Below are 25,451 nucleotides of genomic sequence, written 5' to 3' on the forward strand. Positions count from 1 at the left end.
ACGTCATGCTGACTCTCGCCGCTGCGGCCACCGCGCTGAATGCCACCTGGCGTGGCGACGGCGCCGTCGCTTTTCTGCGAGTGACGACCGATAGCCGTGATATCCAGCCGGGCGACCTGTTCGTGGCGCTCAAGGGCGAGCGTTTCGACGGCCACGATTTTGTGGCTGATGTGCTGTCCCGTGGTGCGGCGATGGCCATGGTGGAGACTGGCCATGCCTGCCTGACGGCCTTGCCCGAGACGGCCCCCCTGCTGCTGGTGGACGATACCCTGGCTGGGTTGGGCCGCCTGGCGGCCCATTGGCGCCGGCAGTTTGAACTGCCCGTGGTGGCGGTGACAGGCTCCAGCGGCAAGACCACGGTGAAGGAGATGCTGGCCACCGTGCTGCGGCTCAAGGCGGGACACGACGCGGTACTGGCCACCACCGGCAACCTGAACAACCACATCGGCGTGCCGCTGATGCTGCTGCGCCTCTGTGCGCAGCATCGCTATGCCGTGATCGAGATGGGCATGAACCATTTCGGCGAGATTGCCTATCTCTCCGGCCTGGCTGCCCCCACGGTGGCTTTGGTGAACAATGCCGGTACTGCCCACATTGAGTTCTTGGGGTCGCCCGCCGGCATAGCGCAGGCCAAGGGCGAGATATTTGATAGCCTGGCCGATAGCGGTACGGCCGTGATCAACCTGGACGACGAGTTCGCCGGCTACTGGCAAAGCCTGAACAAAAGCCGGGTGCGCCTGGGCTTTGGGCTGCTGCAAGGCGAGATACAGGCTCGAGAGGTGGAGATGCAGCCATTGAGCAGCCGCTTCACCCTGCATACGCCCACCGGCGAAGCACCGGTGCACCTGCCAACGCCCGGTCTGCACAACGTGCGTAACGCACTCGCGGTGGCTGCGGCCGCCCATGCGCTGGGCCTGAGCTGCGGCGAGATTGCTGCCGGCCTGGCGGCATTTGCCGGTGCCAAGGGCAGGCTGCAGCAAAAGCGCGCCGCCAACGGTGCCTTGCTGATAGACGACAGCTACAACGCCAACCCCAGTTCCATCCAGGCTGCCATCGACGTACTGGCTGCCCTGCCGGCACCGCGCTACCTGGTGCTGGGCGATACCGGCGAGATCGACGACGTGGTCAAGCGGCATGCCGAGCTGGGCAGCTATGCCAAGGCCAAGGGGCTGGAAACGCTCTACGCCACTGGCCAAGGCATGCGCCATGCCGTGGCGGCATTTGGCGACGGTGGCGCCTGGTTCGAGAGCCATGCCGAGCTGCTGGCCGCGCTCAAGCCTCGGGTGACTGCCGATACGGTGGTGTTGGTCAAGGGATCGCGCTTTATGCGCATGGAACAGATCGTCGAGGCATTGACCTCGGCAGAAAGCAAAGGAGCCTGAGATGCTGCTGTGGCTCGCCAACCTGCTCGGAGAGAATGTCCGGGCCTTCAATGTCTTCAATTACCTGACCCTGCGGGCGGTGCTGGCCACCATGACCGCGTTGTTCATCAGCTTCCTGCTGGGGCCGTGGGTCATACGCAAGCTGACCGAATTGAAGGTCGGCCAGGCAGTACGCGACGACGGCCCACAAACCCATCTGGTCAAGGCCGGCACTCCTACCATGGGTGGCACCCTGATCCTGCTGGCCATAGGCCTGACCACCCTGTTGTGGGCGGATCTGAGCAACCGCTTTGTCTGGGTGGTGCTGGGCGTCACCCTGGGCACCGGCATCATCGGCTTTGTGGATGACTACAAGAAGGTGGCGCTGAAGAATCCCAAGGGCCTGTCCAGCAAGCAGAAGCTGTTCTGGCAATCCATCATCGCCATTGCCACCGGCTACTTCCTGGCCAACACCGCCACCCTGCCGGCCAATACCGAGTTCATCGTGCCCTTCTTCAAGCACGTGGCTTACCCCTTCGGCAGCATAGGCTTCATGGTGCTGACCTATTTCGTCATCGTCGGCACCAGCAATGCGGTGAACCTGACAGACGGCCTGGATGGCCTGGCGATCATGCCAACGGTGATGGTGGCCAGCGCACTGGCGATCTTTGCCTATGTGGCTGGCAACGCCAAGTTCGCCAGCTACCTGCTGCTGCCCCATATCCCCGGTGCCGGCGAGCTGGCCGTGTTCTGTGCCGCCATGGCCGGAGCTGGGCTGGGTTTCCTTTGGTTCAACGCCTACCCGGCCGAAGTATTCATGGGCGATGTCGGCGCACTGGCGCTGGGCGCGGCCCTGGGCACGGTGGCAGTGATCGTCCGGCAGGAGATCGTGCTGTTCATCATGGGTGGTGTGTTCGTGATGGAAGCACTCAGCGTGATGATACAGGTGGCCAGTTTCAAGCTGACCGGCAAGCGGGTTTTCCGAATGGCCCCATTGCACCATCACTACGAGCTCAAGGGCTGGAAGGAAACGCAGGTGGTGGTGCGGTTCTGGATCATCACCATGCTGCTGGTGCTGGCCGGTCTGGCCACGCTGAAACTGCGCTGAGAAGAAACATGCAGAACGTGGGACATCATCGGCTGCAAAGCAGCCTGGGCAAACAAGGAGCGGGGCGGCGCAATGGCCTTGCATCCGGTCTGGCCCGTGATGTCCTGCCAAATAGCGTTGCGGTTGGAGAGAGGCAATGAACTGGGAAGCAAAGCACATCACCGTGGTAGGCCTGGGGGCCACTGGACTTTCAGCTGCGCGCTGGCTGGCCCGCCATGGGGCGGTCGTGACCGTGGCCGACAGCCGTAGCAATCCGCCTGGCCTGAGCGAGCTGCAGGCCGCCTTGCCACAGGTGCCGGTCAAGCTGGGGCCGTTTACCAGCACGACTTTTGCCGGTGCGGAATACCTGGTGGTGAGTCCGGGCGTGCCGCTGGCCGAGCCGGCCATTGCGGCTGCGGTGGACCGTGGCATCGAAGCCATCGGCGATGTGGAGCTGTTCGCTCGCGCCCATGCGACGACCCAGTCCCGCGCCAAGATCATCGCCATTACCGGTTCCAACGGTAAGTCCACCGTCACCAGCATGGTGGGCGCCATGTGCGAGGCCGCCGGACTGAGCACCGTGGTGGCCGGCAATATCGGCCTGCCGGTGCTCGATGCCCTGCTGGAGATAGAAACCGAGGTACGGCCACTGCCCGATGTGTGGGTGCTGGAACTGTCCAGCTTCCAGCTGGAAACCACCAGCAGTCTGGCGCCCGATGCGGCGACGGTGCTGAACGTGAGCGAAGACCACCTGGACCGCTACGACACCATGCTGCACTACGCCATGGCCAAGGCGCGCATCTTTGAAGGCCTGGGCGCCATGGTGCTGAACCGCGAGGATGGCTACTGCCGTGGCATGGCCCGGCCAGGCCGGCAGGTGTTCTGGTTTGGCCTGGACGCGCCGCGCTCGCCTACCGAATACGGCCTCAAGGCTTTTGGCTCGGGCCATGAGCTGGTGTGCGGCGACTTTACGCTGATGCTGGCCTCCGAGCTGCCGCTGGCGGGTCTGCACAATGCCGCCAACGCGCTGGCTGCCCTAGCGCTGACGCGGGCCATCGGCCTGCCCACCTTGCCCTTGCTGCAGGCCTTGCGACGTTTCCATGGCTTGCCACACCGGGTGGAGTGGGTGGCCGAGATCGGCGGCGTCAATTACTACGACGACTCCAAGGGAACCAATGTCGGCGCCACCGAGGCTGCCCTCAAGGGTATGAGCCAAGCCGTGGTGCTGATCGCCGGCGGCGACGGCAAGGGGCAGGACTTCAGCCCACTGGCCGCAGCCTGCCAGGGCAAGGTCAGGGCCGCCGTGCTGATAGGCCGGGATGGCCCGCAGGTGGCCGCCGCCCTCGCCCGCACTGGGGTCAAGTTGATCACGGCTGGCAGCATGGAAGAAGCGGTTGCCCTGGCGGCAGCCGAGGCCCAGGTCGGTGATGCTGTGCTGATGTCGCCGGCCTGCGCCAGCCTGGATATGTTCAAGAACTACGCTCATCGCGCCGAGGTATTCATCGCGGCGGTGAAGGCGTTGGAGCAATAAGACGTGAAGCTGTTCTATCAGGCCCTCAAGCGCCGCCCCGCCATGCATGGCTATGACCAGTCCCTGGTCTGGGCCGTGTTGGCGCTGCTCGCCATCGGCCTGGTGATGGTCTATTCGGCTTCCATCGCGGCGGCTGAAGTGGATAAGGACACGGGTTTTCGCTCCAGCTATTTCCTCTGGCGCCACGGCATTTTCCTGGGGGTGGGTTTTATGGCCGCCTTTGTGGCCTTCCAGATCCCCATACGCATCTGGCAGCAGTACGCGCCTTATCTGTTCCTGTTGGGTATCGCCCTGCTGATCATGGTGCTGATACCGGGCATAGGCCGGGAAGTGAATGGCTCCAAGCGCTGGCTCAGCCTGTTCGTGGTCAACTTCCAGCCCTCCGAGGCCATGAAGTTCTTTGTGGTGCTGTATGCCGCCGACTACACGGTACGCAAGGCCGCCTACATGCACAGCTTGGTCAAGGGCTTTGTGCCCATGTTCGTGGTGATGCTGGTGACGGGTGTGCTGTTGCTGGCCGAGCCCGACTTCGGCGCGTTGGCCGTGATCACCGCCATTGCCATGGGCACCTTGTTCCTCGGTGGCTTTGACTGGCGCTTGTTTGCCGGTCTGGTGGTCATGCTGCTGATCAGCTTTGTCGGTTTCATTCTCACCTCGCCCTATCGCATGGCGCGGGTGATCGGCTTCATGGACCCCTGGCAGGACCCCTATGGCAAAGGCTACCAGCTCAGTCACAGCCTGATTGCATTTGGCCGGGGCGAATGGACCGGTGTGGGTCTGGGGGGCTCGGTGGAGAAGCTCAGCTACCTGCCCGAGGCTCATACCGATTTCCTGATGGCCATCATTGCCGAGGAATTCGGCTTTGTCGGCGTGGCGGTCGTGGTGGTGCTGTTTGCCTGGGTAGTGTTCCGCGCCTTCGCCATCGGCATACAGGCGGCCAAGCTGGAGCGCTACTACTCGGCCCTGGTGGCCCAGGGCGTAGGTATGTGGCTAGGCATACAGACCTTCATCAATGTCGGCGTGAACGTCGGCCTGCTGCCCACCAAGGGTCTTACCCTGCCGCTGCTGTCTTTTGGCGGGTCCGGCATTCTGTTCAACCTGATTGCCCTGGCTGTCCTGCTGCGCGTGGATTGGGAAAACCGGCAAATGATGCGGGGGTACACGGTATGAGCCAGGTGAAATCCACGCCGCAGGCCCGGCGCACCCTGATGGTGATGGCCGGTGGTACGGGCGGTCATATCTTCCCCGCCCTGGCGGTGGCCAAGGCCATGCAGGCCCGTGGCTGGCAGGTGGTGTGGCTGGGCGCGCGCGGCAAGATGGAGGCAGAACTGGTGCCCAAGCACCATATCGCCATCGAACTGCTGCCCATAGGTGGCGTGCGCGGCCAGGGACTGGTACGCAAGCTGGTGCAGCCGGTTGAGCAGGCTGTGGCGCTGTGGCTTGCCGTGGCCGCCATCTTCCGCCACCGGCCCGATGCGGTCATCGGCTTTGGCGGGTTTACCGGCTTTGCAGGCGGCCTGGCAGCCACCATGCTGTGGAAGCCCTTGATCGTGCATGAGCAGAATTCGGTGCCCGGCCTCACCAACAAGGTGCTGGCCCTGCTGGCTGATCGCGTGCTGACTGCTTTCCCTTCGGCCTTTGCCGGCAAGGGGCGAGTGGTGGGCAATCCGGTACGCGAGGACATCGCGGCCCTGCCCGCGCCTGCCGAGCGCTTTCGTGGCCGTAGCGGCCCGTTGCGACTGCTGGTGGTGGGCGGCAGCCTGGGCGCAGCGGCACTGAATGAAGTGGTGCCCAAGGCGCTGGCGCTGATGGATGCGGCCGAACGGCCGCTGGTGACGCATCAGTCCGGCAGCAAACAGCTTGAACAGCTGCGGGCGCATTACAGCGAGGCTGGTGTGGCCGGCGTTTGCGTGCCCTTTATCGATGATATGGCCAGCGCCTATGCCGAGGCTGACCTGGTGATCTGCCGGGCTGGTGCGCTGACGGTGTCTGAGCTGTCCGCCGTGGGCGTGCCTGCCATCCTAGTGCCCTACCCCAGCGCGGTGGATGACCACCAGACCGGCAATGCCGCCTACCTGGCGGATTTTGGCGCGGCCGTGCTGCGCCAGCAGTCGGAGCTGAGCCCGGCGTGGCTGGCGCAGCAACTGAAAGAGATGAACCGTACCCGCCTGCTGGCCATGGCCGAGGCAGCACGGACCCGAGCCTTGCCCGACGCAACCCGCGTTGTGGCAGATGTGATTGAAGAACTGGGCGCCTAAGGCGCCAGACAAGGGGTGGAACGTGAAAAGTGAGCTCAAGCCCTCTTTCACCACGGTGGCGCGGTGGCGCAGCACCCCTTGCGTGGCACGAGTAGAGAGATGAAACACAAGGTCAAACGCATACATTTCGTCGGCATAGGCGGTTCCGGCATGAGCGGCATTGCCGAGGTGCTGCTCAACCTGGGCTTTACCGTATCGGGTTCCGACCTGGGCGAATCTGCTACCACGGCAAGGCTGCGGTCGGCGGGTGCCACCGTGTTCCTGGGGCACGACGCAGCCCACCAGCAGCATGCCGATGTGGTGGTGACTTCCACCGCAGTGAAGGCAGACAACCCCGAGGTGGTGGCGGCCCGCGCCCGGCAGGTGCCGGTCATACCACGTGCCATGATGCTGGCCGAGTTGCTGCGCTTCCGCCAGGGCATCGCCGTGGCGGGCACCCATGGCAAGACCACCACCACCAGCCTGATCGCCTCCATCCTGGCCGAGGCGGGGCTGGACCCGACCTATGTGATCGGTGGCCGGCTGACCGCCGCCGGTAGCAATGCCAAGCTGGGCAAGGGCGATTTCATCGTGGTGGAGGCCGACGAATCGGATGCCTCCTTCCTGATGCTGCAGCCGGTGTTGGCCGTCATCACCAATATCGATGCCGACCATATGGATACCTATGGTCATGACTTCGAGCGGCTCAAGCAGGCATTTCTCGATTTTCTTGGCCACCTGCCGTTTTATGGCCGGGCGGCAGTCTGCCTGGACGACCCCAATGTGCGCGCCATCCTGCCCCAGGTAGGCAAGCCGCTGACGACCTATGGGGTGAGCGAAGACGCCATGCTACGCGCGGAGCATATCGAGGCCCTGCCTGGCGGCCGTATGCGCTTTACCGCGGTTTGGCGCAATGGTGTGGAAAGCCGGATACCCATCGAACTGAATGCCGCAGGCCACCACAACGTGCTGAACAGCCTGGCGGCCATCGCCGTCTGCCTGGAAGTGGGGGCATCCGAAGCCGCTATCCAGAAGGCCTTGAGCGAGTTTGGCGGGGTGGGGCGGCGGTTCCAGCGCTATGGCCAGGCCAGCCTGCCTGCAGGCGGCAGTGCCACGGTGATCGACGATTATGGCCATCACCCGGTGGAGATGGCCGCCACGTTGGCCGCTGTGCGGGGGGCCTTCCCCAGCAGCCGCTTGTTGCTGGCCTTCCAGCCGCATCGCTATAGCCGCACCCGTGATTGCTTTGAAGATTTCGCCCGTGTGCTGTCCACGGTGGATGCCCTGGTGCTGACCGAGGTGTATGCCGCCGGCGAGGCACCCATTGTGGCGGCAGACGGCCGGGCGCTGACCCGTGCGGTCCGCGTGCAGGGCAAGGTGGAACCGTTGTTCGTGGAGGATATCAATGCACTCCCGGCAGCCATTCTGGAACACGCAAGAGATGGGGACGTGATCGTGACCATGGGCGCAGGCACCATCGGTGGCGTACCCGCAAAACTGGTAGGTAAGGCATGAACAAGTACGGAAAAGTCGCCGTCGTGATGGGCGGAACCAGCGCGGAACGCGAGGTCTCGCTGATGAGTGGTGCCGGCGTATTGGGTGCCCTGCAATCCCGCGGGGTGGATGCGCATGCATTCGACCCGCGTGACCAGCCCCTGTCGGCGCTCAAGACGGAAGGCTTTGACCGGGTCTTTCTGATATTGCACGGCCCCTTTGGCGAGGATGGCACCCTGCAGGGCGCGCTGGAAACCATGGGTATGCCTTATACCGGCTGCGGCGTGATGGCATCGGCCATAGGCATGGACAAGCTGCGTAGCAAGCTGATCTGGCGTGCTTTGGGCCTGCCAGTGCCGGATTTTGAGCTGGTGGACGAGCACAGCGACTTTGCCGCCATCGAGCAGAAGCTGGGCCTGCCGCTGTTCGTGAAGCCGAATATCGAGGGTTCCAGCATAGGCGTGACCAAGGTCAAGGTTGCGGGCGAACTGAAGGCTGCCTTTGAGGAGGCCCGCAAGTACGACAGGGTGGTGCTGGCAGAGCGCTTTATCGGCGGCGGTGAATACAGTGCACCCATCCTGGGCGATGCCGTGCGCGGCTACACCGTGTTGCCGGCCATCAAGATCGAGCCGGCTACCGAGTTCTATGACTATCAGGCCAAGTATTTCCGCGACGACACGGTATATCGCTGCCCTTGCGGCCTGCCTGCAGAGCAGGAGGCCGCCATCGCCGCCCTGGTGGAAAAGGCCTTCTGGGCCATAGGCGGCCGCAGCTGGGCGCGGGTGGATTTCCTGATGGATGAAGCCGGTAAACCCTATCTGCTGGAGGTCAACACCGCCCCCGGCATGACCAGCCATAGCCTCTTCCCCATGGGCGCCCGTGCCGCAGGCATGAGCTATGAGGATGTGGTGCTGATGATCTTGGATACGACGCTGTAAGTGTTTGAAAGGCAGAACGTGAGCATTGCGGTAAAGACAAGGCCTGATGTGTGTGCCACCCGTACCAGCCGGTACGGCGCACCCGCGCACGCGCCTTGCAGGCCGCAACCGGCAAAGCAGTGCTTGACCCAGGGGGATGTTTGCGCCGCCACGAGCGCAGCGAGGCTCCCTCGCCAGCGGGCGAGGGTGGGGGGAGTGGGAGTCCATCAAGGGCGCATCGCGACGCTGCCACGACGGTCTATCCCGGCAAGCTTTGCTTGTCGCGCACGGCAGTTAACTCAGGGGGATGTTTGCGCCGCCACGAGCGCAGCGAGGCTCCCTCGCCAGCGGGCGAGGGCGGGGGGAGTGGGAGTCCATCAAGGGCACATCGCGACGCTGCCACGACGGTCTATCCCGGCAAGCTTTGCTTGTCGCAAGCTGCGGTTAACCCAGAGGGGACATCGCGATGTGGGATAAGCCCCAGGCCCTCAACTGGCTGGCCAATCTGCTGTTCGGCCTGGCCGTGCTGCTGTTCCTGTATGCCGCCCTGCTGGTCGTGGTGCATTCGCCGCTGTTTCCGGTTAGGCAGATCAAGGTGGATGGCAGCCTGGCCCATGTGACGCGCGAGCAATTGCAATACATCGTGAAGAACGAGCTGAAAGGCACGTTCTTTACCCTGGATTTGAACAAGACCCGGCAGGCTTTCGAGAAACTGCCTTGGGTACGCCAGGTCAATCTGCGGCGGCGCTGGCCCGATAGGCTGGACGTCACCATAGAGGAGCATGTGGCGCTTGCGCGCTGGGGGTCGGTGGGCCTGGTGAACACCTTGGGCGAACGCTTTGACGCTGCCACCAACGAGCCCTTGCCGGTGCTGGAAGGGCCGGAGGGCAGCGAGGCGGACATGGCCAAGGGTTATGTGAGTTTTCGGGACAGGCTGGCGGTAGTGCAGCGCAAGCCTACCCATGTGTGGCTGTCGGCACGCCGGGCCTGGCGGGTGCAGCTGGATCACAGCCTGACGGTGGAGATAGGCCGTGATGATGTGGACGCCCGCCTGGGCAAGTTCATCAAGGCCTACCCCACCACGCTGGCGGTCATCAAGCGACCGGTCAGCTATGTGGATCTGCGCTACCCCAACGGCTTTTCGGTGCGGGTGCCGCCGGGCATGGTACCGCTCGTCAAGCCGCCCGAGGTGGCCGCATGAAGATGATTAGGAACGACGCCGCGATGACAGGCGCGGCGAACAAGGCAAAGCAGTCTGGAGAAATACGGTGAATAAACCGAGTACAACAAAGAACCTGCTGGTCGGCCTCGATATCGGTACCTCGAAGATCGTGGCGCTGGTGGCTGAAGTGCAGCCTGATGGCCGCATGGAGATCATCGGCCTGGGTCAGGCTCCCTCGAAGGGCCTGAAAAAGGGCGTGGTGGTGAATATCGAGTCCACCGTGAGCGCCATACAGCGGGCTTTGGAAGAAGCCGAGCTGATGGCGGATTGCAAGATACGCGAAGTGCTGACCGGCATCGCCGGCAGCCATATCCGTAGCTTCAACTCCCACGGCATGGTCGCTATCAAGGACAAGGAAGTCACCCAGGCCGATGTGGACCGGGTGATAGAGACGGCCCGTGCGGTCAATATCCCCACCGAGCATCAGATTCTGCACATCCTGACCCAGGAATTCATCATCGATGGACAGGAGGATGTGAAGGAGCCGCTGGGCATGAGCGGGGTGAGGCTGGAGGTGAAGGTGCATATCGTCACCGGCGCCATCAGCGCAGCCCAGAACATCACCAAGTGCGTGCGCCGCTGCGGCCTGGAGATGAACGATCTGATCCTGCAGCCGCTGGCCAGTGCCATGAGCGTGCTGAGCGAGGACGAGAAGGAACTGGGTGTCTGCTTGATCGACATCGGCGGCGGCACCACCGACATTGCCGTGTTCTGCGATGGCGCCATCCGCCACACCGCCGTGATACCCATTGCCGGCGACCAGATCACCAACGATATCGCCATGGCATTGCGGACGCCGACCAAGGAGGCCGAGGACATCAAGCGTGCCCATGGCATCGCCTTGCGCCAGCTGGCGGACCCGCAGCAGACCATAGAGGTGCCAGGCGTGGGCGAGCGCGGTCCGCGCCAGCTCAATCGCCAGACCCTGGCCGAAGTCATCGAGCCCCGGGTGGAGGAACTCTACTCGCTGGTGCAGGCAGAGTTGCGCCGCTCCGGGTTTGAGGAGCGGCTGTCCAGCGGCATCGTGATCACCGGCGGGTCGGCCCAGATGCAGGGCATGGTGGAGCTGGGTGAAGAGGTGTTCCATCTGCCGGTAAGGCTGGGGGTGCCCAAGTATGTGGGTGGTTTGGCCGAGGTGGTGAAGAACCCCCGCTTCTCCACCGCCGTGGGTCTTTTGTTGTTGGGCAAGCAGCAGGCCCAGCGCAATGGTTTGAAGACGATGCAGGGCGCCAGCTTCGGTGGCCTGATCGAACGCATGAAGACGTGGTTCCAGGGCAATTTCTGAGATCTGCCAGTCCGGAGGTCCGGTTGGCAGCAAGTTTCGTTTTTCGATTGAGTTGAGTTAGTTCGGGCACAGAGGAGAGAGCAATGCCTATTTCGTTTCTGGAAGCAGCGCAGGACATAGTCCCGGTCGCCAGGATCAAGGTGATCGGTGTCGGTGGTTGTGGCGGCAACGCTGTGGACCACATGATTGATGCCGGTGTGACGGGGGTGGAGTTCATCTGCGCCAACACCGACGCGCAGGCGCTCAAGCGCAACCGCGCCGACAACGTGGTGCAACTGGGTGGCAACCTGACCAAGGGTCTGGGTGCTGGCGCCAACCCCGATGTAGGTCGCGCCGCGGCCGAGGAAGACCGCGAGCGTATTGCCGAGATGCTGGAAGGTGCCGACATGGTGTTCATCACCGCCGGCATGGGTGGCGGTACCGGTACCGGCGCGGCGCCTATCGTGGCCGAGATCGCCCGTGACAAGGGTATCCTGACCGTGGGTGTGGTGACCCGTCCGTTCGCCTTCGAGGGCAAGCGCCAGAAGGCCGCACAGGCTGGTATCGACGAGCTGCAGAAGTATGTGGATTCGCTGATCATCATCCCGAACGAGCGCCTGATGCAGGTACTGGGCGATGATGTCTCGTTCAAGGATGCCTTCAAGGCCGCCGACGATGTGCTCAAGGGTGCCGTGGCGGGTATCGCTGAGATCATCAATGTCCCGGGCCTGGTCAATGTGGACTTCGCTGACGTGAAGGCCGTGATGACTGAGATGGGCATGGCGATGATGGGTTCGGCCCACGCCGAGGGCATGGACCGTGCCCGTGTGGCGGCCGAGCATGCTGTCGCCAGCCCACTGCTGGAAGACATCAGCCTGAACGGCGCCCGTGGCGTGCTGGTGAACATCACCGCCGACTACAGCCTGAAGATGCGTGAAGTTCACGAGGTGATGGAGACCGTCAAGGCCTACACCGCCGAGGACGCCCGTATCATCTTCGGTACTGCCTTCGATGAGGCTATGGGCGACAAGATCCGTGTCACCCTGGTGGCAACGGGTCTGGGCGGCCGCGAGTCGAAGAAGAGCCCCAACCTGCACATCGTGCAGCGCACAGGCACCGATGATGGCATGCCGGCAATGGACTACGAGCAATACGACCAGCCGGCGGTATTCCGTAACAGCCGTCGTGCCGGTAACGTTGGCGCCGCGGTGGAATCGCCGCGCGGTACCGTGTTCGCGGGTGGCGACATGGACATCCCTGCCTTCCTGCGTAAGCAGGCGGACTGATGGTGATGGGTGCAGCCTGCTGAGTCGGCAGGCTGCTTCCCGTCCTTGTGCAAGGTATCAGTGCGGGGCCAGGCGGCGATAAGCTTGCCCTGCCGGGTACGCGGCTGACAGGCCGGACGCGAGCTTGCACAATCCGCTCGATAGCAAGGTTCAATCAGGACCGGTTTTGCGATATGGCAAAATCGGAGGGTGTCTGCGCGCTGCAGATTTGATGGTGGGTGGCGCATGCCAGGCAGTGAACGGCTCTCTCCCCGGGCACTGCGGGCGCATGCGCGCCTGCCATGCATCCAACTGAAAGCAACCGTATGATTTACCAGCGTACCCTCAAAGAATCCATACGTGCCGTGGGCGTGGGCCTGCACTCGGGCGAGAAGGTGGAACTGACCCTGTCGCCGGCACCGCCTGACAGCGGCATTGTGTTCCGCCGGGCAGACTTGCCCGGCCAGCCCGGCTTCAGGGTGGGACCAGACCTGGTCAACGATACCCGGCTGTCTTCTACCCTGGTGAAGGATGGCGTAAGGGTGGCGACCATAGAACACCTGATGTCGGCCTTCGCTGGCCTGGGCATAGACAATGTGCAGGTGGACGTGACCGCATCGGAAATGCCCATCATGGATGGCAGCGCGGCACCTTTTCTCTACCTGCTGCAGCAAGCCGGCGTGCGCGAGCAAAAGCCGGCGCGCAAGCGCTATGTCAGGGTCAAGAAAGCGGTTGAGGCCATAGAGGGTGACAAATGGGTGCGGCTGCTGCCGCATGAGGGTTACAAGGTCAAGCTGACCATAGAGTTCCGCCATCCGGCTTTCCAGAAAGCGGCGCAGACGGTGGAACTGGATTTTGCTGAGACCTCCTATATCAAGGAAGTGGCCAGGGCCCGGACCTTTGGTTTCATGCACGAAGTGGAATACATGCGCACCAACGACCTGGGCAAGGGTGGCAGCATGGAGAACGCCATCGTGCTGGATGAGTACAAGGTGCTCAACCAGGAGGGCCTGCGTTTCGAGGACGAGTTTGTCCGCCACAAGGTGCTCGATGCGATTGGCGACCTGTATATCCTGGGCTACCCCCTGATTGCCGCCTTTGAGGGTTTCAAATCGGGCCATGCCATGAATAACAAGCTGCTGCGGGCTTTGCTGGCCGACCCCGAGGCCTGGGAGTATGTCAGTTTCGACAGCCCGGAAGCGGCACCCACCGCCTTCCACCGCTATACCCCCGCCCGTATCTGACGATGCCCGCCCCGGCGGGCGCCGGGCCGGGTAGACTGAACGACATCATGTTCGCCATTCTGCGTTTTATCTTTGTCGCCATTGTCCTGCTGTGGGGTTATTGCCTCTGGCGGGAGCGGCGTACCGGCGACCCCTTCTGGCGCCGCGCGCGCGGGTGGCTGGCGCGCTTCAGCCTGGCCTTGCTGCTGGTCATTGCCATAGGCCTGTTCGTCGAGCGCCTGAGTACCTGAGCATGCGCTGGCTGCGATGTGGGCCGGCCGGCGTAAGCGGCGTGCCTGCACCTGTTGTGGCCGCTGCAACAGTCTTAGTGGGCCCTGCAACAGCCATGCGTGGGCCTGCAGGAAATGCTGCAACGCGGGGTAGGCCCTACTATATATAAATCCCCTTTGCATAAATTGGTCCGATGAGTACACCCATCGAAACCCGCTATGGTGCTGATTTGTTCCGCCGCCTGGTCGAGGAGGCCGAGGAGGGCGTGTGGGTTATCGACGCCGATAGCCTGACCGTTTATCTGAATACCCGCATGGCCGGCATGCTGGGCGGGGAGGTGGATAGCCTGCTGGGCAGGCCGCTATGGGATTTCATGGATGAGGCCCAGCGTGAACTGGCCCAGGGCAATGTGGCACGGCGGCGGCAGGGTATCAGCGAGAAGCATGAGTTTCTGTTTCGCCGGCTGGATGGCAGCCGTTTCTGGGCCGATCTGTCCACCGCCCCATTACTGAATGCCGATGGCAGCTACGCCGGCTGTTTTGCCTTTGTGAGTGATATCAGCTGGCGCAAGGCCGCCGAGCAGGCGCTGAGCGAGAGTGAACGTGCCTACCGCGAAGTGTTTGAGCGTAGCCATGCGGTCAAACTGATGCTGGAGCCGGACAGCGGTGCCATCGTGGCAGCCAATGCTGCCGCCCGCGAATACTATGGCTACACGTCAGACGAGTTTGCCCGCCTCAATATCAGCCAGATCAACACCCTGCCCCCCGAAGCCATCGCCGCCGAAATCAAGCTGGCTCGCAGCGAGCAGCGCAGCTACTTTCTGTTCCGCCATCGCCTCAAGAGCGGCGAAGTACGCGATGTGGAAGTCCATTCCAACCCCATCTCGGTGGGGGGGCGCGAGCTGCTGTATTCCATCATTCACGACATAGGCCGACAAACAGAGGCAGAGCGGCGTATGCGTTTGACCCGCCATACCTTCGAGCATGCGCATATTGCAGCAGTGTGGGTGGCGACCGATGGTTGCATACGCGACGCCAATGCCTACGCCTGCCGCATGCTGCAAGGCACCCTGGCGCAGGTGGTGGGCCAGCCGGTGTGGCGGTATGCGCCGCAGTTGGAGGAGGCACAGTGGCAGGAGCGCTGGAACCAGATCAAGGCGGCGGGAGCGCTCAGCTTCCGCTTGGAAATTGCAGGCGCCGACGGCAAATTCACACCTATCGAGGTGCATGCCACCCACATGGCCCTGGATGGCGACGAATTCATCATCGCTTATGCCCGCAATATTCAGGAACAGGTTCGGGCCGAGGGACTGCTCAGCCTGCAGCACGAGGTGCTGGAGAGCCTTGCTGCAGGCCATGCACTAGGCCATGTCATGGAGGCTACTGCGCGGGGGGTGGAGAACCTGCTGCCGGATACCCGATGCTCCATCCTGATACTGGATGGCAATCAGTTGCGCCATGGCGCATCACCCAGCCTCGCACCGACTTTCATGGCGGCCATTGAAGGCATCAGCATTGGTCCCAGAGTGGGCTCCTGTGGCTCGGCGGCGTATTTCAACCGGGTGGTGGAGGTCGAGGATGTGGCCCACGATCCTCTTTGGCAGAGCCATGCTCAACTGGCAAGCGAACACGGTATTGCCGCCTGCTGGTCTACCCCTATACATGGCAGCGATGGCCGGGTGCTGGGCACCTTTGCCATCTACTACCGCGAGCGGCGCCGCCCAAGTGAGTTCCATCGCCGGGTGGTCGATGCATGTACCCATTTGATCGGCATTGCCATCGAACACCGCGAGGCCGAGGCGAGGGTACACAGCCTGGCTTTCTACGACCCGCTGACCGGCCTGCCCAACCGGTCGCTGTTTGCCGATCGGGTGGAGCTGGCGCTGGCCCATGCGATACGTGACAACAGTCCGCTGGCTGTGTTGTTCGTCGACCTCGACCGTTTCAAGACCATCAATGACTCACTGGGCCATGCGGCGGGCGATCGCCTGCTAAAGACCATGGCGACGAGGTTGGAGCAGGTAGTGCGGGAGTCGGATACCGTCTGCCGCCAGGGTGGCGATGAATTTGTCTTGCTGCTCAACGACTGCGACGCCCTGGGTGCAGCCAGCGTGGCCGAGAAGCTGATTGCGGCCGCGGCCGAGAAGGTGGAGTTCGACGGACTGACCCTGAATGGCTCGGCCAGTGTGGGCATCGCCCTGTTCCCCGATGACGGCACCGACTACGACAATCTGCTCAAGCACGCCGATGCCGCCATGTATCGGGCCAAGGAGCTGGGCCGCAATGCTTTCTGTTTCTACCAGCCTGCCATGGACAAGGATGCCGCCGAGCGGCTGGAGGTGGAGGCCGCCCTGCGGCTGGCGCTAAGCCGGCAGGAGCTGTTGCTTCACTACCAGCCCCAGGTGCATATCGCAGATGGCAGCGTCTATGGTCTGGAAGCGCTGGTGCGTTGGCGGCACCCTCAATGGGGCATGGTGTCGCCAGCCCGGTTCATTCCCATCGCTGAGGAGAGCGGGCTGATCGATGCGGTGGGTAGCTGGGTGTTGGACGAGGCCTGCCGGCAGATGGCCGAGTGGGTACGCATAGGTATCGCGCCGCCCCGCATCTCGGTCAACCTGTCCGCCCGGCAGTTCCGCCACGATGATATCCCGAACTTGGTGGCGCAGACCCTTGCCCGCCACTGCCTGGCGCCGGCGCAACTGACGCTGGAGATCACCGAAAGCCTGATGATGGTGCGGGATGAACATACCCTGGCTGCACTGAACAAGCTTGATGCCATGGGTGTGGCGCTGGCGGTGGATGACTTCGGGACAGGTTACTCCAGCCTGGGCTACCTCAAGCGCTACCCGGTGGGCGAGCTCAAGCTGGACCAGAGCTTTGTGCGCGATCTGAGCGAGGATGCAGAAGACCGTGCCCTGGCCAGCGCGGTGGTACGCATAGGTCAGAGTTTGCGAATGACGGTGGTGGCGGAGGGGGTGGAAACTGCCGAGCAACTGGCCTTCCTGCAGTCGGAAGGTTGCGACGTGGCGCAGGGCTACCATTTTGCTCGCCCGCTGGCACCGGTTGACCTGGCCTTGTGGCTGGCCGCCAGGCCGAACCGGCCCTAGTCTTCGCTCGGGATGCTGTCAGCCGGCACCCTCAATCTGTCCGCCAAGCCACTATCCCGCTGGACGCTGCGCTGCAGCGCGCCCGCCAAGGTCGAGGCCGAGCCCCATACCGCCACCTTGTGTCGGGCACGGGTCAAGGCCGTGTAGATCAGGCTACGGCTCAGCACGGCAGCGTCCTCATCGGGCAGCAGCAGCCAGACCTCATCAAACTCCGAGCCTTGTGACTGGTGTACGGTCAGGGCAAAGGCGGTTTCGTGCCGGGGCAGGCGGGTGGGTGCGTAGCCGCGCCAGCCGGCCTCCTGCGGGAAGTACACCCGCAAGCCCTGTTCACTCTCCAGTACCAGGCCCACATCGCCATTGGCCAGGCCCAGCACGCTATCGTTGACCCGTACGATGACGGGACGGCCGGCATACCAGGGTTGGCGGCGGGGATCCTGATGCAGCAACCGGGTTTCCAGCAGGCGGTTGATGGCTTCCAGCCCCACCGGGCCTTCGCGCAAGGCACAGAGTAGCCGCAGGCGGTGGAAATGGTGGTAGGCCGCATCAATGTCGCGGGCCGCTACCGCCTCGCGGTAGTCCGCCAGCCGGGTTTGCAGCTGCGCCAGCAGCAGACCCTGCCAGTCGCGGCACAGGCCCGGCTGCCAGGCCAGGTCAGGCGGGGGGGCGCGCAGCAACTGCAATGCACCCTGGCTGTCACCGGCATTAGCGCAGCGTGCCAGGGCACCGATGCCACTATCGCTGCCAAAGCGATGGCTGACATGGAGCAGGGCAATGCCATCGGCCAGGGCCGAGCCGGGCCTGCCGGGGGATAGACGGGCTCCCGTGGCTGCCGCCAGGCGGCGGCTGCCATCCGGTGTGCGTCCTGCCTGCCGCACCAGCTCGGCAAAGGCACTGCCAGCTTCCACCGATGCCAGTTGATCGCGGTCGCCCAGCAGTATCAGCCGCGCATGCCGGGGTAGTGCTGCCAGCAGGCGGGCGAACAGCGCCAGATCGATCATCGAGGCTTCGTCCACCACCAGGATATCCAGTCCCAGCGGTTGGCCGGGGCCGTAGCGCGGTTGTGCACCATCGGGCCGGAAACCCAGCAGCCGGTGCAGGGTCTGGGCCTCTTCCGGCAGGGCGGCGCGGGTAATCATGTCTATGGGCAAGCGGTCGCGCGCCTGCTTGAGGGCTTCCACCATGCGGGCGGCCGCTCGGCCGGTGGGGGCGGCCAGCACGATGCGTGCGGCGGGCTCCAGTTGCACCAGCGCAGCCAGCACTTTGGCTACGGTGGTGGTCTTGCCGGTGCCCGGCCCACCCGAGATCACCGCGATACGATTGAGCAGGGCGGTGGCTGCCGCCAGTCTCTGGCCGTCGTCACCGGCCGTGCCGGCAAACAAGGGGTCCAGTACGGTACGCGCCTGCTTGGGCGTCAGCTCGGTGGCGCTGGCGCGCTGTGCCAGTTCGGCGGCCACCGTCAGTTCGTCCGCCCACAGCCGCCCTAGGTAGAGTCGGTCGCCATCCAGTATCAATGGGGCGTAGCCTTCCGTCAGGGCGACAAAACCGCTCTGTAGCAGCGCCACACGCCAAGTTTGCAGTTCGGGCAGCATAATGCCCTGCCAATGCTGACCTGCCATGTCGCTCAAATTGAGGCAGACATGCCCTTCCTCCGCGCGGCTGGCGACCAGGGCCGCGGCCTGCAAGGCCGCTTGTGCGGCGGCAGGAAAGCGCTGCTCCAGCCAGGCCTTCAGTTCGGCGGCGAACGGCGGCAGGGTGGCGATATTCATGCCGGCACTCCACAGAACAGGGCTTCCAGCGCGGTGATCAGGGCCAGCGGCGGGCGATAGTGCCAGACCCCCCGCCCCGCCGGGGTGATGCCGCGCAGGAACAGGTAAAGGGCGCCGCCAAAGTCGCGCTCATAGTCGTAGCCGGGCTGGCGCCAGCCCAGGTAGCGATGCAGCGCCAGGCAGTAGATCAGGGCCTGCAGATAGTAGTGCTCATCGGCCATCGCGGCCTGCAGCCTGGCGCTGTCGTAGCCCATCAGGCGGTTGGATTTCCAATCCAACACATAGTGGCGGCCATCAAGCTGGCAGACCAGATCGATGAAGCCTTTCAGGTAGCCCTGGCCGACCTCGGCATGCAGGCGCTGGGCGGCCTCGGCAAAGCACGGGGGCAGACCGTGCGCGGGGTCGGCCAGGATGGCGATCAGCTGGGGCCAGGCAAACGGTTGCAGGGTATAGGTGAACTCCATCTCCACCAGCCGCTGGCTGGCTGGCACCTGGGCCAGACAGGTCGCGGCCGGCGTCAGCGGCGCATGCAGGGTGGCCTCGACCAGATCGGCCGCCATCCCGGCCCACTGCGGGTCAAAGCCATGGGCCTGCAACTGGCGCTGGGCCAATGCTTCCAGCGCCGGCCTATCGTGCCGGCCGTAGTCCCATAGCTCGAACAGCGCATGCAGGCAGACACCCGCACGCGGCCCCGCCGGAAAACTGTCGTAGGGACCGAGCTCATCGGCCATGGCCGGTTCCGGCGGCGCCACGGCGGCATCATGGTCGGGGGCTTCATCGTGCAGGCCTGCTGTCAGGCCCGAGAAACTGCTCATGCGCCATTGCCACTGCAGCAAGCGCTGCAGCCTCGCTACCTGCGGTGGTGTCGCCGGCAGCGAGGTGTCGGCGTGCCTGTTGGCAGGCTGGGCCTGGGGCAGCCAGGCCATGGCGCCGGGGCGGGAGCTGGCGATCAGGGTGTCGATCTCGGCGTGCAGGGCAGTGGCGTCGCGGGTCTGCTCTTGCCCACCGGCGAGCAGCCAGGCCAGGGCACTGCTGGCCTGCTCCTTCACCTGGCCCCAGGCGATGATGCAGGCGCTGCGAGGACGGGTCAGCGCCACGTAGAGCAGGCGCAGCTTCTCGGCCAGCCGCTCTTCCCGCGCGCGCTGACGGCGCTGGTCGAACTGGGGCGAGCCCAGGTCCAGGACATTGCTGTCGTCCTCGTAACACAAGGCCCAGCGCTCGTGCTGCTTGAACAGTTGGCCATCCCACAGAAAGGGGCAGAACACGACAGGGTATTCCAGGCCTTTGGCCGCGTGGATGGTGACCAGGCGTACGCGGCTGGCGTCGCTCTCCAGCCGCATCAGTTGTTCGTCGTCCTCGCCGCTGGCTTCGGCCAGATTGCTGCGGTACCAGGCCAGCAAGGGGGCCAGGCCGGGCCGCTCCCGCCGGGCCAGTTCCACCAGTTCAAACAGGTGCAGCAGATTGGTCAGCCGCCGCTCGCCATCATGCCAGCCGGCGATGCGCTCGGCGGCGCCGCTTTCTATCAGCCAGGCGGTCAGGGCGGCCATGGCGCCGCGGCTGTGCAGCAGTTGCTGCCAGCGGCGGAAATCGGCCAGGGTGGCTTCCCAGCGTGCCTCGTTGTGCAGGCGTGCATACAGGCCTTCGGCGTCCAGCCCGGTACTCATCGTCACCATGGCAGACCTGACCTGGCGATCACTGGGGTTGACCAGGGCATTCAGTACCTGCAGCAGGTCCTGGGCTTCTTCGGTCTCGAATACCCGCTGCCGGCTGATACGCACACTGGCAATGCCGCGTGCCTCCAGTGCGGCTTGCATGGCTTGCAGTTCATCGTGCTTGCTGGCCAGCACGGCAATATCGCCGCCGCCCAGTGCTTGCCCACCCAGGCTGGCGCGGCCTGGGGTCAGCAGGGTGGCGATGCGGTCGGCAGTCAGGGCTACGGCCTGGTTGCGGGCATCCGCCTTGCCCAGGCTGTCGTCGCCCAGCCAGTCCCAGGCCAGGGCCGCATGCACCTGGCCGTCCAGCAGCAGGGTGGGCTTGTCGTCCAGCGCATCTACCTCGGGGTAGCCCAGTTCGGGCAGCAGGAAAGGCGCTTCGCTGCGGCCAAACAGCTGCGACAGCGCAGCGACCAAGGCAGGTGTGCTGCGGCGGTTGGTGCCCAGGCTGTAGCGCCTGTCCGGCGCTACCCGCTGGCGGGCGGCCAGGTAGGCGTGCAACTCGGCACCCCGGAAGGCATAGATGGCCTGCTTGGGGTCGCCCACCAGGAAGGCCGGCGCATCGCCGCTACCGAACAGGCGGTCGAAAATGCGGAACTGCAGTGGGTCGGTATCCTGGAATTCGTCTATCAGGGCGGCGTGGTAGCGCTGCCGCAGGGCACGGCCCAGCAGCGCTTCGTGATCCTGGGCCAGCGCGGCATCCAGTTCGACCAGCAGATCGTGGAAACTCATGATGCCCAGGGCGGCCTTGCGGGCGTGGACACGTTCCACCAGTTCGGCCACCAGCCTGCCCAGGGTGCAGCGCAGGCGGGCATCATAGGCTTGGGCCAGTGGCAGCGCCGCCGTGGCCCAGGGCTCGAACAGCTCGAATACAGCGGGCAGCTCGGCAGGTGCCTTGAGGGCGGCTTGCAACTCGCGCGCAAATAGCCGGCGTACCCGGCTTTCGGCCTGCCCCGGTGATTTCTCATCCTCGGTAATGGCAGGCAGGGCGGGGTTGTCCAGCCATTGCCGCCACAGCGCCAGCGAGCCCAGCAACCAGTCTCGCCGGTGGGTGCCCTTGAACTGGCCCGCATCGGAGCGTGCCAGCAACCAAGCCTCGGCAGCGGCGCCCTCCTGTGCCCAGCGCTGGCTCAAGGCGGTATGCGCGGCGACGAAGCGCTGTTCCAACTCGGCCAGGCCGGCCAGCTCAGGGACAGCCACCCGCAGGTCGGTATGGCCCAGATAGCCGCGCAGTCCGGCCAGCCATACATCGGGCGACTGGCCGTTGGCGATCAGCCAGTTCAGCCAGCTGCTGCTGGCCCCGGCAGTTTCGTTCTTCCAGGCAGCATCGGCGGCTTCCTGCAACAACGTTGTTTCGTCGGCCACAAACTCGCGTTCCAGCTCCAGGCCGGCCAATAGCGCGTGCTCGCCCAGGGCGCGCTGGCAGAAGCCGTGTATGGTAAAGACGGCGGCCACGTCAAAGCCGGAGACGGCGGCCCGTAGCCGCAAGCTGGCCGGGTAGCGCTCGGCCGGCTCGGTCTGGGCCAATAGGGCGGCACAGAAGGGGTCGGGGCTGTCACCGGTTTCGAACGCCAGTGCCAACTCTGCCAGGCGGGCACGAATGCGGCCACGCAGTTCAGCGGTGGCCGCCTTGGTATAGGTCACCACCAAAATCTGTTCGGGCAGCAATTGCCGTTCCAGCACCAGCCGGGCATACAGGGCGGCAATGGTCCAGGTCTTGCCGGTGCCGGCACTCGCCTCAATCAGGTTGAGGCCATCCAGTGGCGTAGCCAGGGCGTCGAAGCTCATGTCAGCGCCGTCCGTTGTTCATGCTGTAGCAGGGGCAGTAGCAACTGCTCAGCCAGGACAACAAACGTATCGTCCAGCGGCATCTGGCCCCGCCATAGCGCCCGCATGCCAGCAAAGCTGCCCTCGCCGGCAAAGCGGTCGGTGCCCAGCCAGGCCTTTCGGGCTGCATCCAGCGCCTTGGCCGGGCTCGGGTCGCGGCCACTGCTCAGGCCCTCGGCATAGGCCAGGCTGCTGCGAGGCAGTAAAGGGATGGGTCGCGTCATGGCCAGGCGATAGGCTGCCAGCCAGTCCGCCAGCAAGCTGCGGCTGTCGGCCACCGCTTGGTAGTGGGCGACTTCCTCCAGCCCGACCAGGCGGGTGGTGCAGGCAATGCCGGCAGGTTGGCTGGCGCAGAGCAGCAGGTGCTGCAGCCAGGCAGCCAGCCTGTCGCCTTCGCGCAGCTTACCGGGCTGCCGCAGGGCCAGGCCATCCGGCCCCAGGCCGCGTAGCAGGCCTTGCAGGCGCAGTTTTTCCAGCTCCAGATTGATGGCTACTTCGCCACTTCCGGCCTGCCGCCACAGCGCCACGGCGGGGGCAAAATGGCGGGCCGATTGTTCGGCCCAGATGTCGCCTGCCTGGCCGGCTGGCAGCAGCGCAGCGCCCTGCCCCAGCGCGGTCAGTGTATCGGCCGAATCTGCCTGGGCGGCGCCCAGTAGGAGCAGGGCACGCTCGCCCGGCCTGTCCAGCTCGAAGGGTTCGCGGTGGGCCAGGGTGGCTTCGCCCCGGTCCAGCCTGACGCCCAGCCTGCGCAGAAACCAGCCGCTGCTGTCACGGGCAAACTGGATCAGCTCATCCAGTTCCAGCAGCCGCAATGGCTCGGCCGGCAGGCAGGCGTCAGCCAGCGAGGGTGGTTGTGCCTGACCCCGGCCGGCTTGCTGGGCGATGCTAGCCCAGCGTCCGTCGAAGGTGGGCAGGGCCGCTTGCGGGCCGAAACGCTGGGGCGAGAACGGCTGTAATGGGTGCCGGTGCAGATAGGCCTGGGCCGGGTCTGTGCCCTCCTCGCCCCAGCCTACCCTGATGGCATCGAGCAGGTCGGCAATGACGGTGGAGGGCGGTAGGGCCACATCGCTGCGTGCATCGCGGCCGGTGTAGTAAAGCTGCAGGCCGTCACGGGCAGCCAGCAGGGTTTCCAGGAACAGCCAGCGCTCGTCCAGTGCCCGGGCTCGATCACCACGGCGGGGATGCTGAGCGATCAGGTCAAAACCATCGGGCTGGCTGTCGCGGGGGAAGGCGCCGTCATCGAGGCCCAGCACGGCCACGATGCGGAAGGGCAGGTTGCGCATGGGCATCAGCTGGGCGAAGGTGACGCCACCGGTCAGAAAGCCACCAGCGCCCGAACCATCCTTGAGCTTGCCGGCCAGCCATTGCAGCACGGCGACCCGGCCCACCGGCTGCAGCATGCCGCTGCGCTCACCCAGGGCACCCAGCTCCACTACCACATTACGCAGGGTGTCGACGGCGGCGCGATCGCCTTCCAGATCCACAAACCAGCGCTCCAGCCATTCATTCAGCAACTGCGACCATTCCGGCAGGCTGCGGGGCCGGGCCAGGGCGGCTTGCCAGTGTGCCAGCTGCCGGGCGAAGCGGCTGAGGCCGGCTACACGGTCGGCAAAGCGCAGGTCCAGGTCTGCCGTCGGCACCAAGCTGGCAAACAAGGGCAGGCCGCCGGCGGCCCCGGCATCGGGCAGCGCCACACCGAGCAGCAGGCGCCCCAGTCCCTCCTGCCAGCTGAAGGCATCGCCGGTCTGGTTACGGCGTATGCCGGCCTCGGCGATCCAGGCCTGCAGCAGGGGCAGGTCGTCTGCATCCAGGCCAAATTGCTGGGCCAGTGCCGGTAGTTCCAGCAAGGCAGCCAGGCGGTCGGCCTCCCAGTCGCCATCGGGTACCCGTAGCAGCTCCAGCCAAGTGGCGAGCAGGGGGGAGCTGCCCAGGCCACCACGGTCAGCCACGGCATAGGGCAGGTGCGGCTCGCCCTGGCCGAAGACAGCATCGATATAGGGGGCATAGGTCTCGATATCAGGGCATAGCACCACGATATCGGCCGGCTGCAGGCCCGGGTCGGCAGCCAGGCGGCTGAGCAGGGCGTCCTTGAGCGTCTCCACCTGCCGCAGCGGGCTGTGGCAGGCGTGGATGGCCAGGCTATGATCGACTGCAGGCAGGGCTTCAAGCGGTTCGGCATCGAGCAGCAGCAGAGCGTGCTGCAACTGGCCCAGCAGACCACTGGCAGGCGGGCCTTCATCGGGCAGGCTGGTCAGTTCATCGGCGCTGGCCAGGTCGTCGAAGAATACCCTGCCCTGCGCCCCCCAGGCTGCAAGCAGACGCTCGCCCGGCCCATGGGCCTGCTCCCGGTCGCTGATGTCGCCCCAGGGCTGGGCACAGGGATTCAGCGCAAACAGGCAGACATCCAGACGTTGGCCCAATACCTTGAGTATCTGCAGGAACAGTGGCGGCAGGCTGCTGCTGCCGAACAGCACAATGCGCTCGGGCAATGGCAGGGGGGCCGGGTCCTGGAGGCGTGCCACCAGGGCCTGCATCAGGTCGGCCCGGTGGGAGCTGCTGCGGTCACGTGCCAGGCGGCACCAGAGGGCGGCCTGCCAGTGCTCGTCCGGCCCCAGGCCCAGGCTGCGGCCGGCCTCCCAGGCGGCCAGCCAGTCCGGGCGGTACACCAGGTACTGATCGAACACATCGGCAATACGGCTGGCCAGACGCCAGCGTCGGCGCTCCGACAGCACCTGGTGCTGCGCCTGGTCGGCCAGGCTGTCGTCTGGCGGGGTGAGATAGCCGGCCAGCTCGGGCGGCGGTTGCAGCAGCAGGGCGTGCAGGCGCCAGGCCAGGGCGTCGCTGCCGAACGGGCCGCTGCGCGGTTGCGGGCCCAGTACGGTCTCGACCAACTGCCACAGAAAGGTGGCAGGCAGTGGGAAATCCATATTGGCGCACACCCCGAAACGCTCGGCGATACGCAGGCTGAGCCAGCGCCCCATGCCGCGTGCCTGCACGATGACCGTCTCCTTGGCATAGGGCTGGGCAGGCGGTATGGCCAGCACGCCGTAGAGCAGCGTGGCCAGGGTTTCCAGGCGGTTGGATTGGTAAAGATGGAGCACGTGGGCGGCTGCGAGCGTTGGGTGGCACGATGATACCTGCAGGGGACGGCATCGCGCATGGCACATGCTGTGTCGCGCTTGCGACGGCCATGCATGCAAACGGGGAT

The 25,451-nt window shown here is 64.8% G+C and carries 16 protein-coding genes; 13 read left to right on the forward strand and 3 right to left on the reverse strand.

The window, feature by feature from the left end:
- Window positions 1–5 precede the first annotated feature (5 nt).
- The 13 genes from QQK16_RS07040 (at window position 6) to QQK16_RS07100 (ending at window position 16,938) form a co-directional block, all read left to right on the forward strand.
- Entirely contained in the window at window positions 6–1,382 is a 1,377-nt protein-coding gene (locus QQK16_RS07040) for a UDP-N-acetylmuramoyl-tripeptide--D-alanyl-D-alanine ligase (protein ID WP_284195716.1), read from the forward strand.
- Window position 1,383: 1 nt separating this feature from the next.
- Window positions 1,384–2,469 (forward strand): phospho-N-acetylmuramoyl-pentapeptide-transferase, encoded by a 1,086-nt coding sequence (gene mraY, locus QQK16_RS07045; RefSeq protein WP_284195717.1) that lies wholly within the window; start codon window positions 1,384–1,386, stop codon window positions 2,467–2,469.
- Window positions 2,470–2,605: 136 nt separating this feature from the next.
- Window positions 2,606–3,979 (forward strand): UDP-N-acetylmuramoyl-L-alanine--D-glutamate ligase, encoded by a 1,374-nt coding sequence (gene murD / locus QQK16_RS07050; RefSeq protein ID WP_284195718.1) that lies wholly within the window; start codon window positions 2,606–2,608, stop codon window positions 3,977–3,979.
- 9 nt (window positions 3,980–3,988) lie between these two features.
- Window positions 3,989–5,149: a putative lipid II flippase FtsW gene (gene ftsW / locus QQK16_RS07055; protein ID WP_373322444.1), complete on the forward strand. Its 1,161-nt coding sequence runs from the start codon at window positions 3,989–3,991 to the stop codon at window positions 5,147–5,149.
- Entirely contained in the window at window positions 5,146–6,237 is a 1,092-nt protein-coding gene (gene murG / locus QQK16_RS07060) for an undecaprenyldiphospho-muramoylpentapeptide beta-N-acetylglucosaminyltransferase (RefSeq protein WP_284195720.1), read from the forward strand. The genes ftsW and murG overlap by 4 nt, the downstream gene beginning before the upstream one ends.
- 99 nt (window positions 6,238–6,336) lie before the next feature.
- The gene (murC, locus tag QQK16_RS07065; protein WP_284195721.1) at window positions 6,337–7,731 is read left to right on the forward strand and encodes a UDP-N-acetylmuramate--L-alanine ligase; all 1,395 of its coding nucleotides are present in this window, start codon (window positions 6,337–6,339) and stop codon (window positions 7,729–7,731) included.
- The gene (locus tag QQK16_RS07070) at window positions 7,728–8,648 is read left to right on the forward strand and encodes a D-alanine--D-alanine ligase (protein ID WP_284195722.1); all 921 of its coding nucleotides are present in this window, start codon (window positions 7,728–7,730) and stop codon (window positions 8,646–8,648) included. The genes murC and QQK16_RS07070 overlap by 4 nt, the downstream gene beginning before the upstream one ends.
- Before the next feature lie 445 nt (window positions 8,649–9,093).
- Window positions 9,094–9,828 carry a cell division protein FtsQ/DivIB gene (locus QQK16_RS07075; RefSeq protein ID WP_284195723.1) on the forward strand — a complete coding sequence of 245 codons (735 nt, stop codon included), beginning with the start codon at window positions 9,094–9,096 and terminating at the stop codon, window positions 9,826–9,828.
- 67 nt (window positions 9,829–9,895) lie between these two features.
- On the forward strand, window positions 9,896–11,134 hold the full coding sequence (gene ftsA, locus QQK16_RS07080) for a cell division protein FtsA (protein WP_284195724.1): 1,239 nt from the start codon (window positions 9,896–9,898) through the stop codon (window positions 11,132–11,134).
- An 89-nt stretch (window positions 11,135–11,223) separates the two neighbouring features.
- The gene (gene ftsZ, locus QQK16_RS07085) at window positions 11,224–12,399 is read left to right on the forward strand and encodes a cell division protein FtsZ (protein WP_439954231.1); all 1,176 of its coding nucleotides are present in this window, start codon (window positions 11,224–11,226) and stop codon (window positions 12,397–12,399) included.
- 308 nt (window positions 12,400–12,707) lie between these two features.
- Window positions 12,708–13,622, forward strand: a complete 915-nt coding sequence (gene lpxC / locus QQK16_RS07090) for a UDP-3-O-acyl-N-acetylglucosamine deacetylase (RefSeq protein ID WP_308446997.1) — start codon at window positions 12,708–12,710, stop codon at window positions 13,620–13,622.
- A 47-nt stretch (window positions 13,623–13,669) separates the two neighbouring features.
- Window positions 13,670–13,852, forward strand: coding sequence for a hypothetical protein (locus tag QQK16_RS07095; protein ID WP_284195727.1), 183 nt, complete (start codon window positions 13,670–13,672; stop codon window positions 13,850–13,852).
- A 173-nt stretch (window positions 13,853–14,025) separates the two neighbouring features.
- Complete coding sequence (locus tag QQK16_RS07100; protein ID WP_284195728.1) at window positions 14,026–16,938, forward strand: EAL domain-containing protein; 2,913 nt, start codon at window positions 14,026–14,028, stop codon at window positions 16,936–16,938.
- Here the strand turns inward: QQK16_RS07100 and recD are convergent.
- Genes recD through recC form a run of 3 tightly spaced genes read right to left on the reverse strand, consistent with a single transcriptional unit; the run spans window position 16,935 to window position 25,344 of the window.
- Window positions 16,935–18,704: an exodeoxyribonuclease V subunit alpha gene (gene recD, locus QQK16_RS07105; protein WP_284195729.1), complete on the reverse strand. Its 1,770-nt coding sequence runs from the start codon at window positions 18,702–18,704 to the stop codon at window positions 16,935–16,937. The genes QQK16_RS07100 and recD overlap by 4 nt on opposite strands.
- The gene (gene recB, locus QQK16_RS07110) at window positions 18,701–22,204 is read right to left on the reverse strand and encodes an exodeoxyribonuclease V subunit beta (RefSeq protein WP_284195730.1); all 3,504 of its coding nucleotides are present in this window, start codon (window positions 22,202–22,204) and stop codon (window positions 18,701–18,703) included. The genes recD and recB overlap by 4 nt, the downstream gene beginning before the upstream one ends.
- The gene (gene recC / locus QQK16_RS07115) at window positions 22,201–25,344 is read right to left on the reverse strand and encodes an exodeoxyribonuclease V subunit gamma (protein WP_284195731.1); all 3,144 of its coding nucleotides are present in this window, start codon (window positions 25,342–25,344) and stop codon (window positions 22,201–22,203) included. The genes recB and recC overlap by 4 nt, the downstream gene beginning before the upstream one ends.
- Window positions 25,345–25,451 lie beyond the last annotated feature (107 nt).

The sequence above is a fragment of the Chitinimonas prasina genome (assembly GCF_030160395.1).
In the GTDB taxonomy this organism is placed as follows: Bacteria; Pseudomonadota; Gammaproteobacteria; order Burkholderiales; family Chitinimonadaceae; genus Chitinimonas; species Chitinimonas prasina.

Bases quoted from the DNA above. Each gene is read 5' to 3' on its own strand.
- QQK16_RS07040 (WP_284195716.1), top strand. From the start codon at position 6: ATGCTGACTCTCGCCGCTGCGGCCACCGCGCTGAATGCCACCTGGCGT.
- mraY (WP_284195717.1), top strand. From the start codon at position 1,384: ATGCTGCTGTGGCTCGCCAACCTGCTCGGAGAGAATGTCCGGGCCTTC.
- murD (WP_284195718.1), top strand. From the start codon at position 2,606: ATGAACTGGGAAGCAAAGCACATCACCGTGGTAGGCCTGGGGGCCACT.
- murG (WP_284195720.1), top strand. From the start codon at position 5,146: ATGAGCCAGGTGAAATCCACGCCGCAGGCCCGGCGCACCCTGATGGTG.
- murC (WP_284195721.1), top strand. From the start codon at position 6,337: ATGAAACACAAGGTCAAACGCATACATTTCGTCGGCATAGGCGGTTCC.
- QQK16_RS07070 (WP_284195722.1), top strand. From the start codon at position 7,728: ATGAACAAGTACGGAAAAGTCGCCGTCGTGATGGGCGGAACCAGCGCG.
- QQK16_RS07075 (WP_284195723.1), top strand. From the start codon at position 9,094: ATGTGGGATAAGCCCCAGGCCCTCAACTGGCTGGCCAATCTGCTGTTC.
- QQK16_RS07095 (WP_284195727.1), top strand. From the start codon at position 13,670: ATGTTCGCCATTCTGCGTTTTATCTTTGTCGCCATTGTCCTGCTGTGG.
- QQK16_RS07100 (WP_284195728.1), top strand. From the start codon at position 14,026: ATGAGTACACCCATCGAAACCCGCTATGGTGCTGATTTGTTCCGCCGC.
- recD (WP_284195729.1), bottom strand. From the start codon at position 18,704: ATGAATATCGCCACCCTGCCGCCGTTCGCCGCCGAACTGAAGGCCTGG.
- recB (WP_284195730.1), bottom strand. From the start codon at position 22,204: ATGAGCTTCGACGCCCTGGCTACGCCACTGGATGGCCTCAACCTGATT.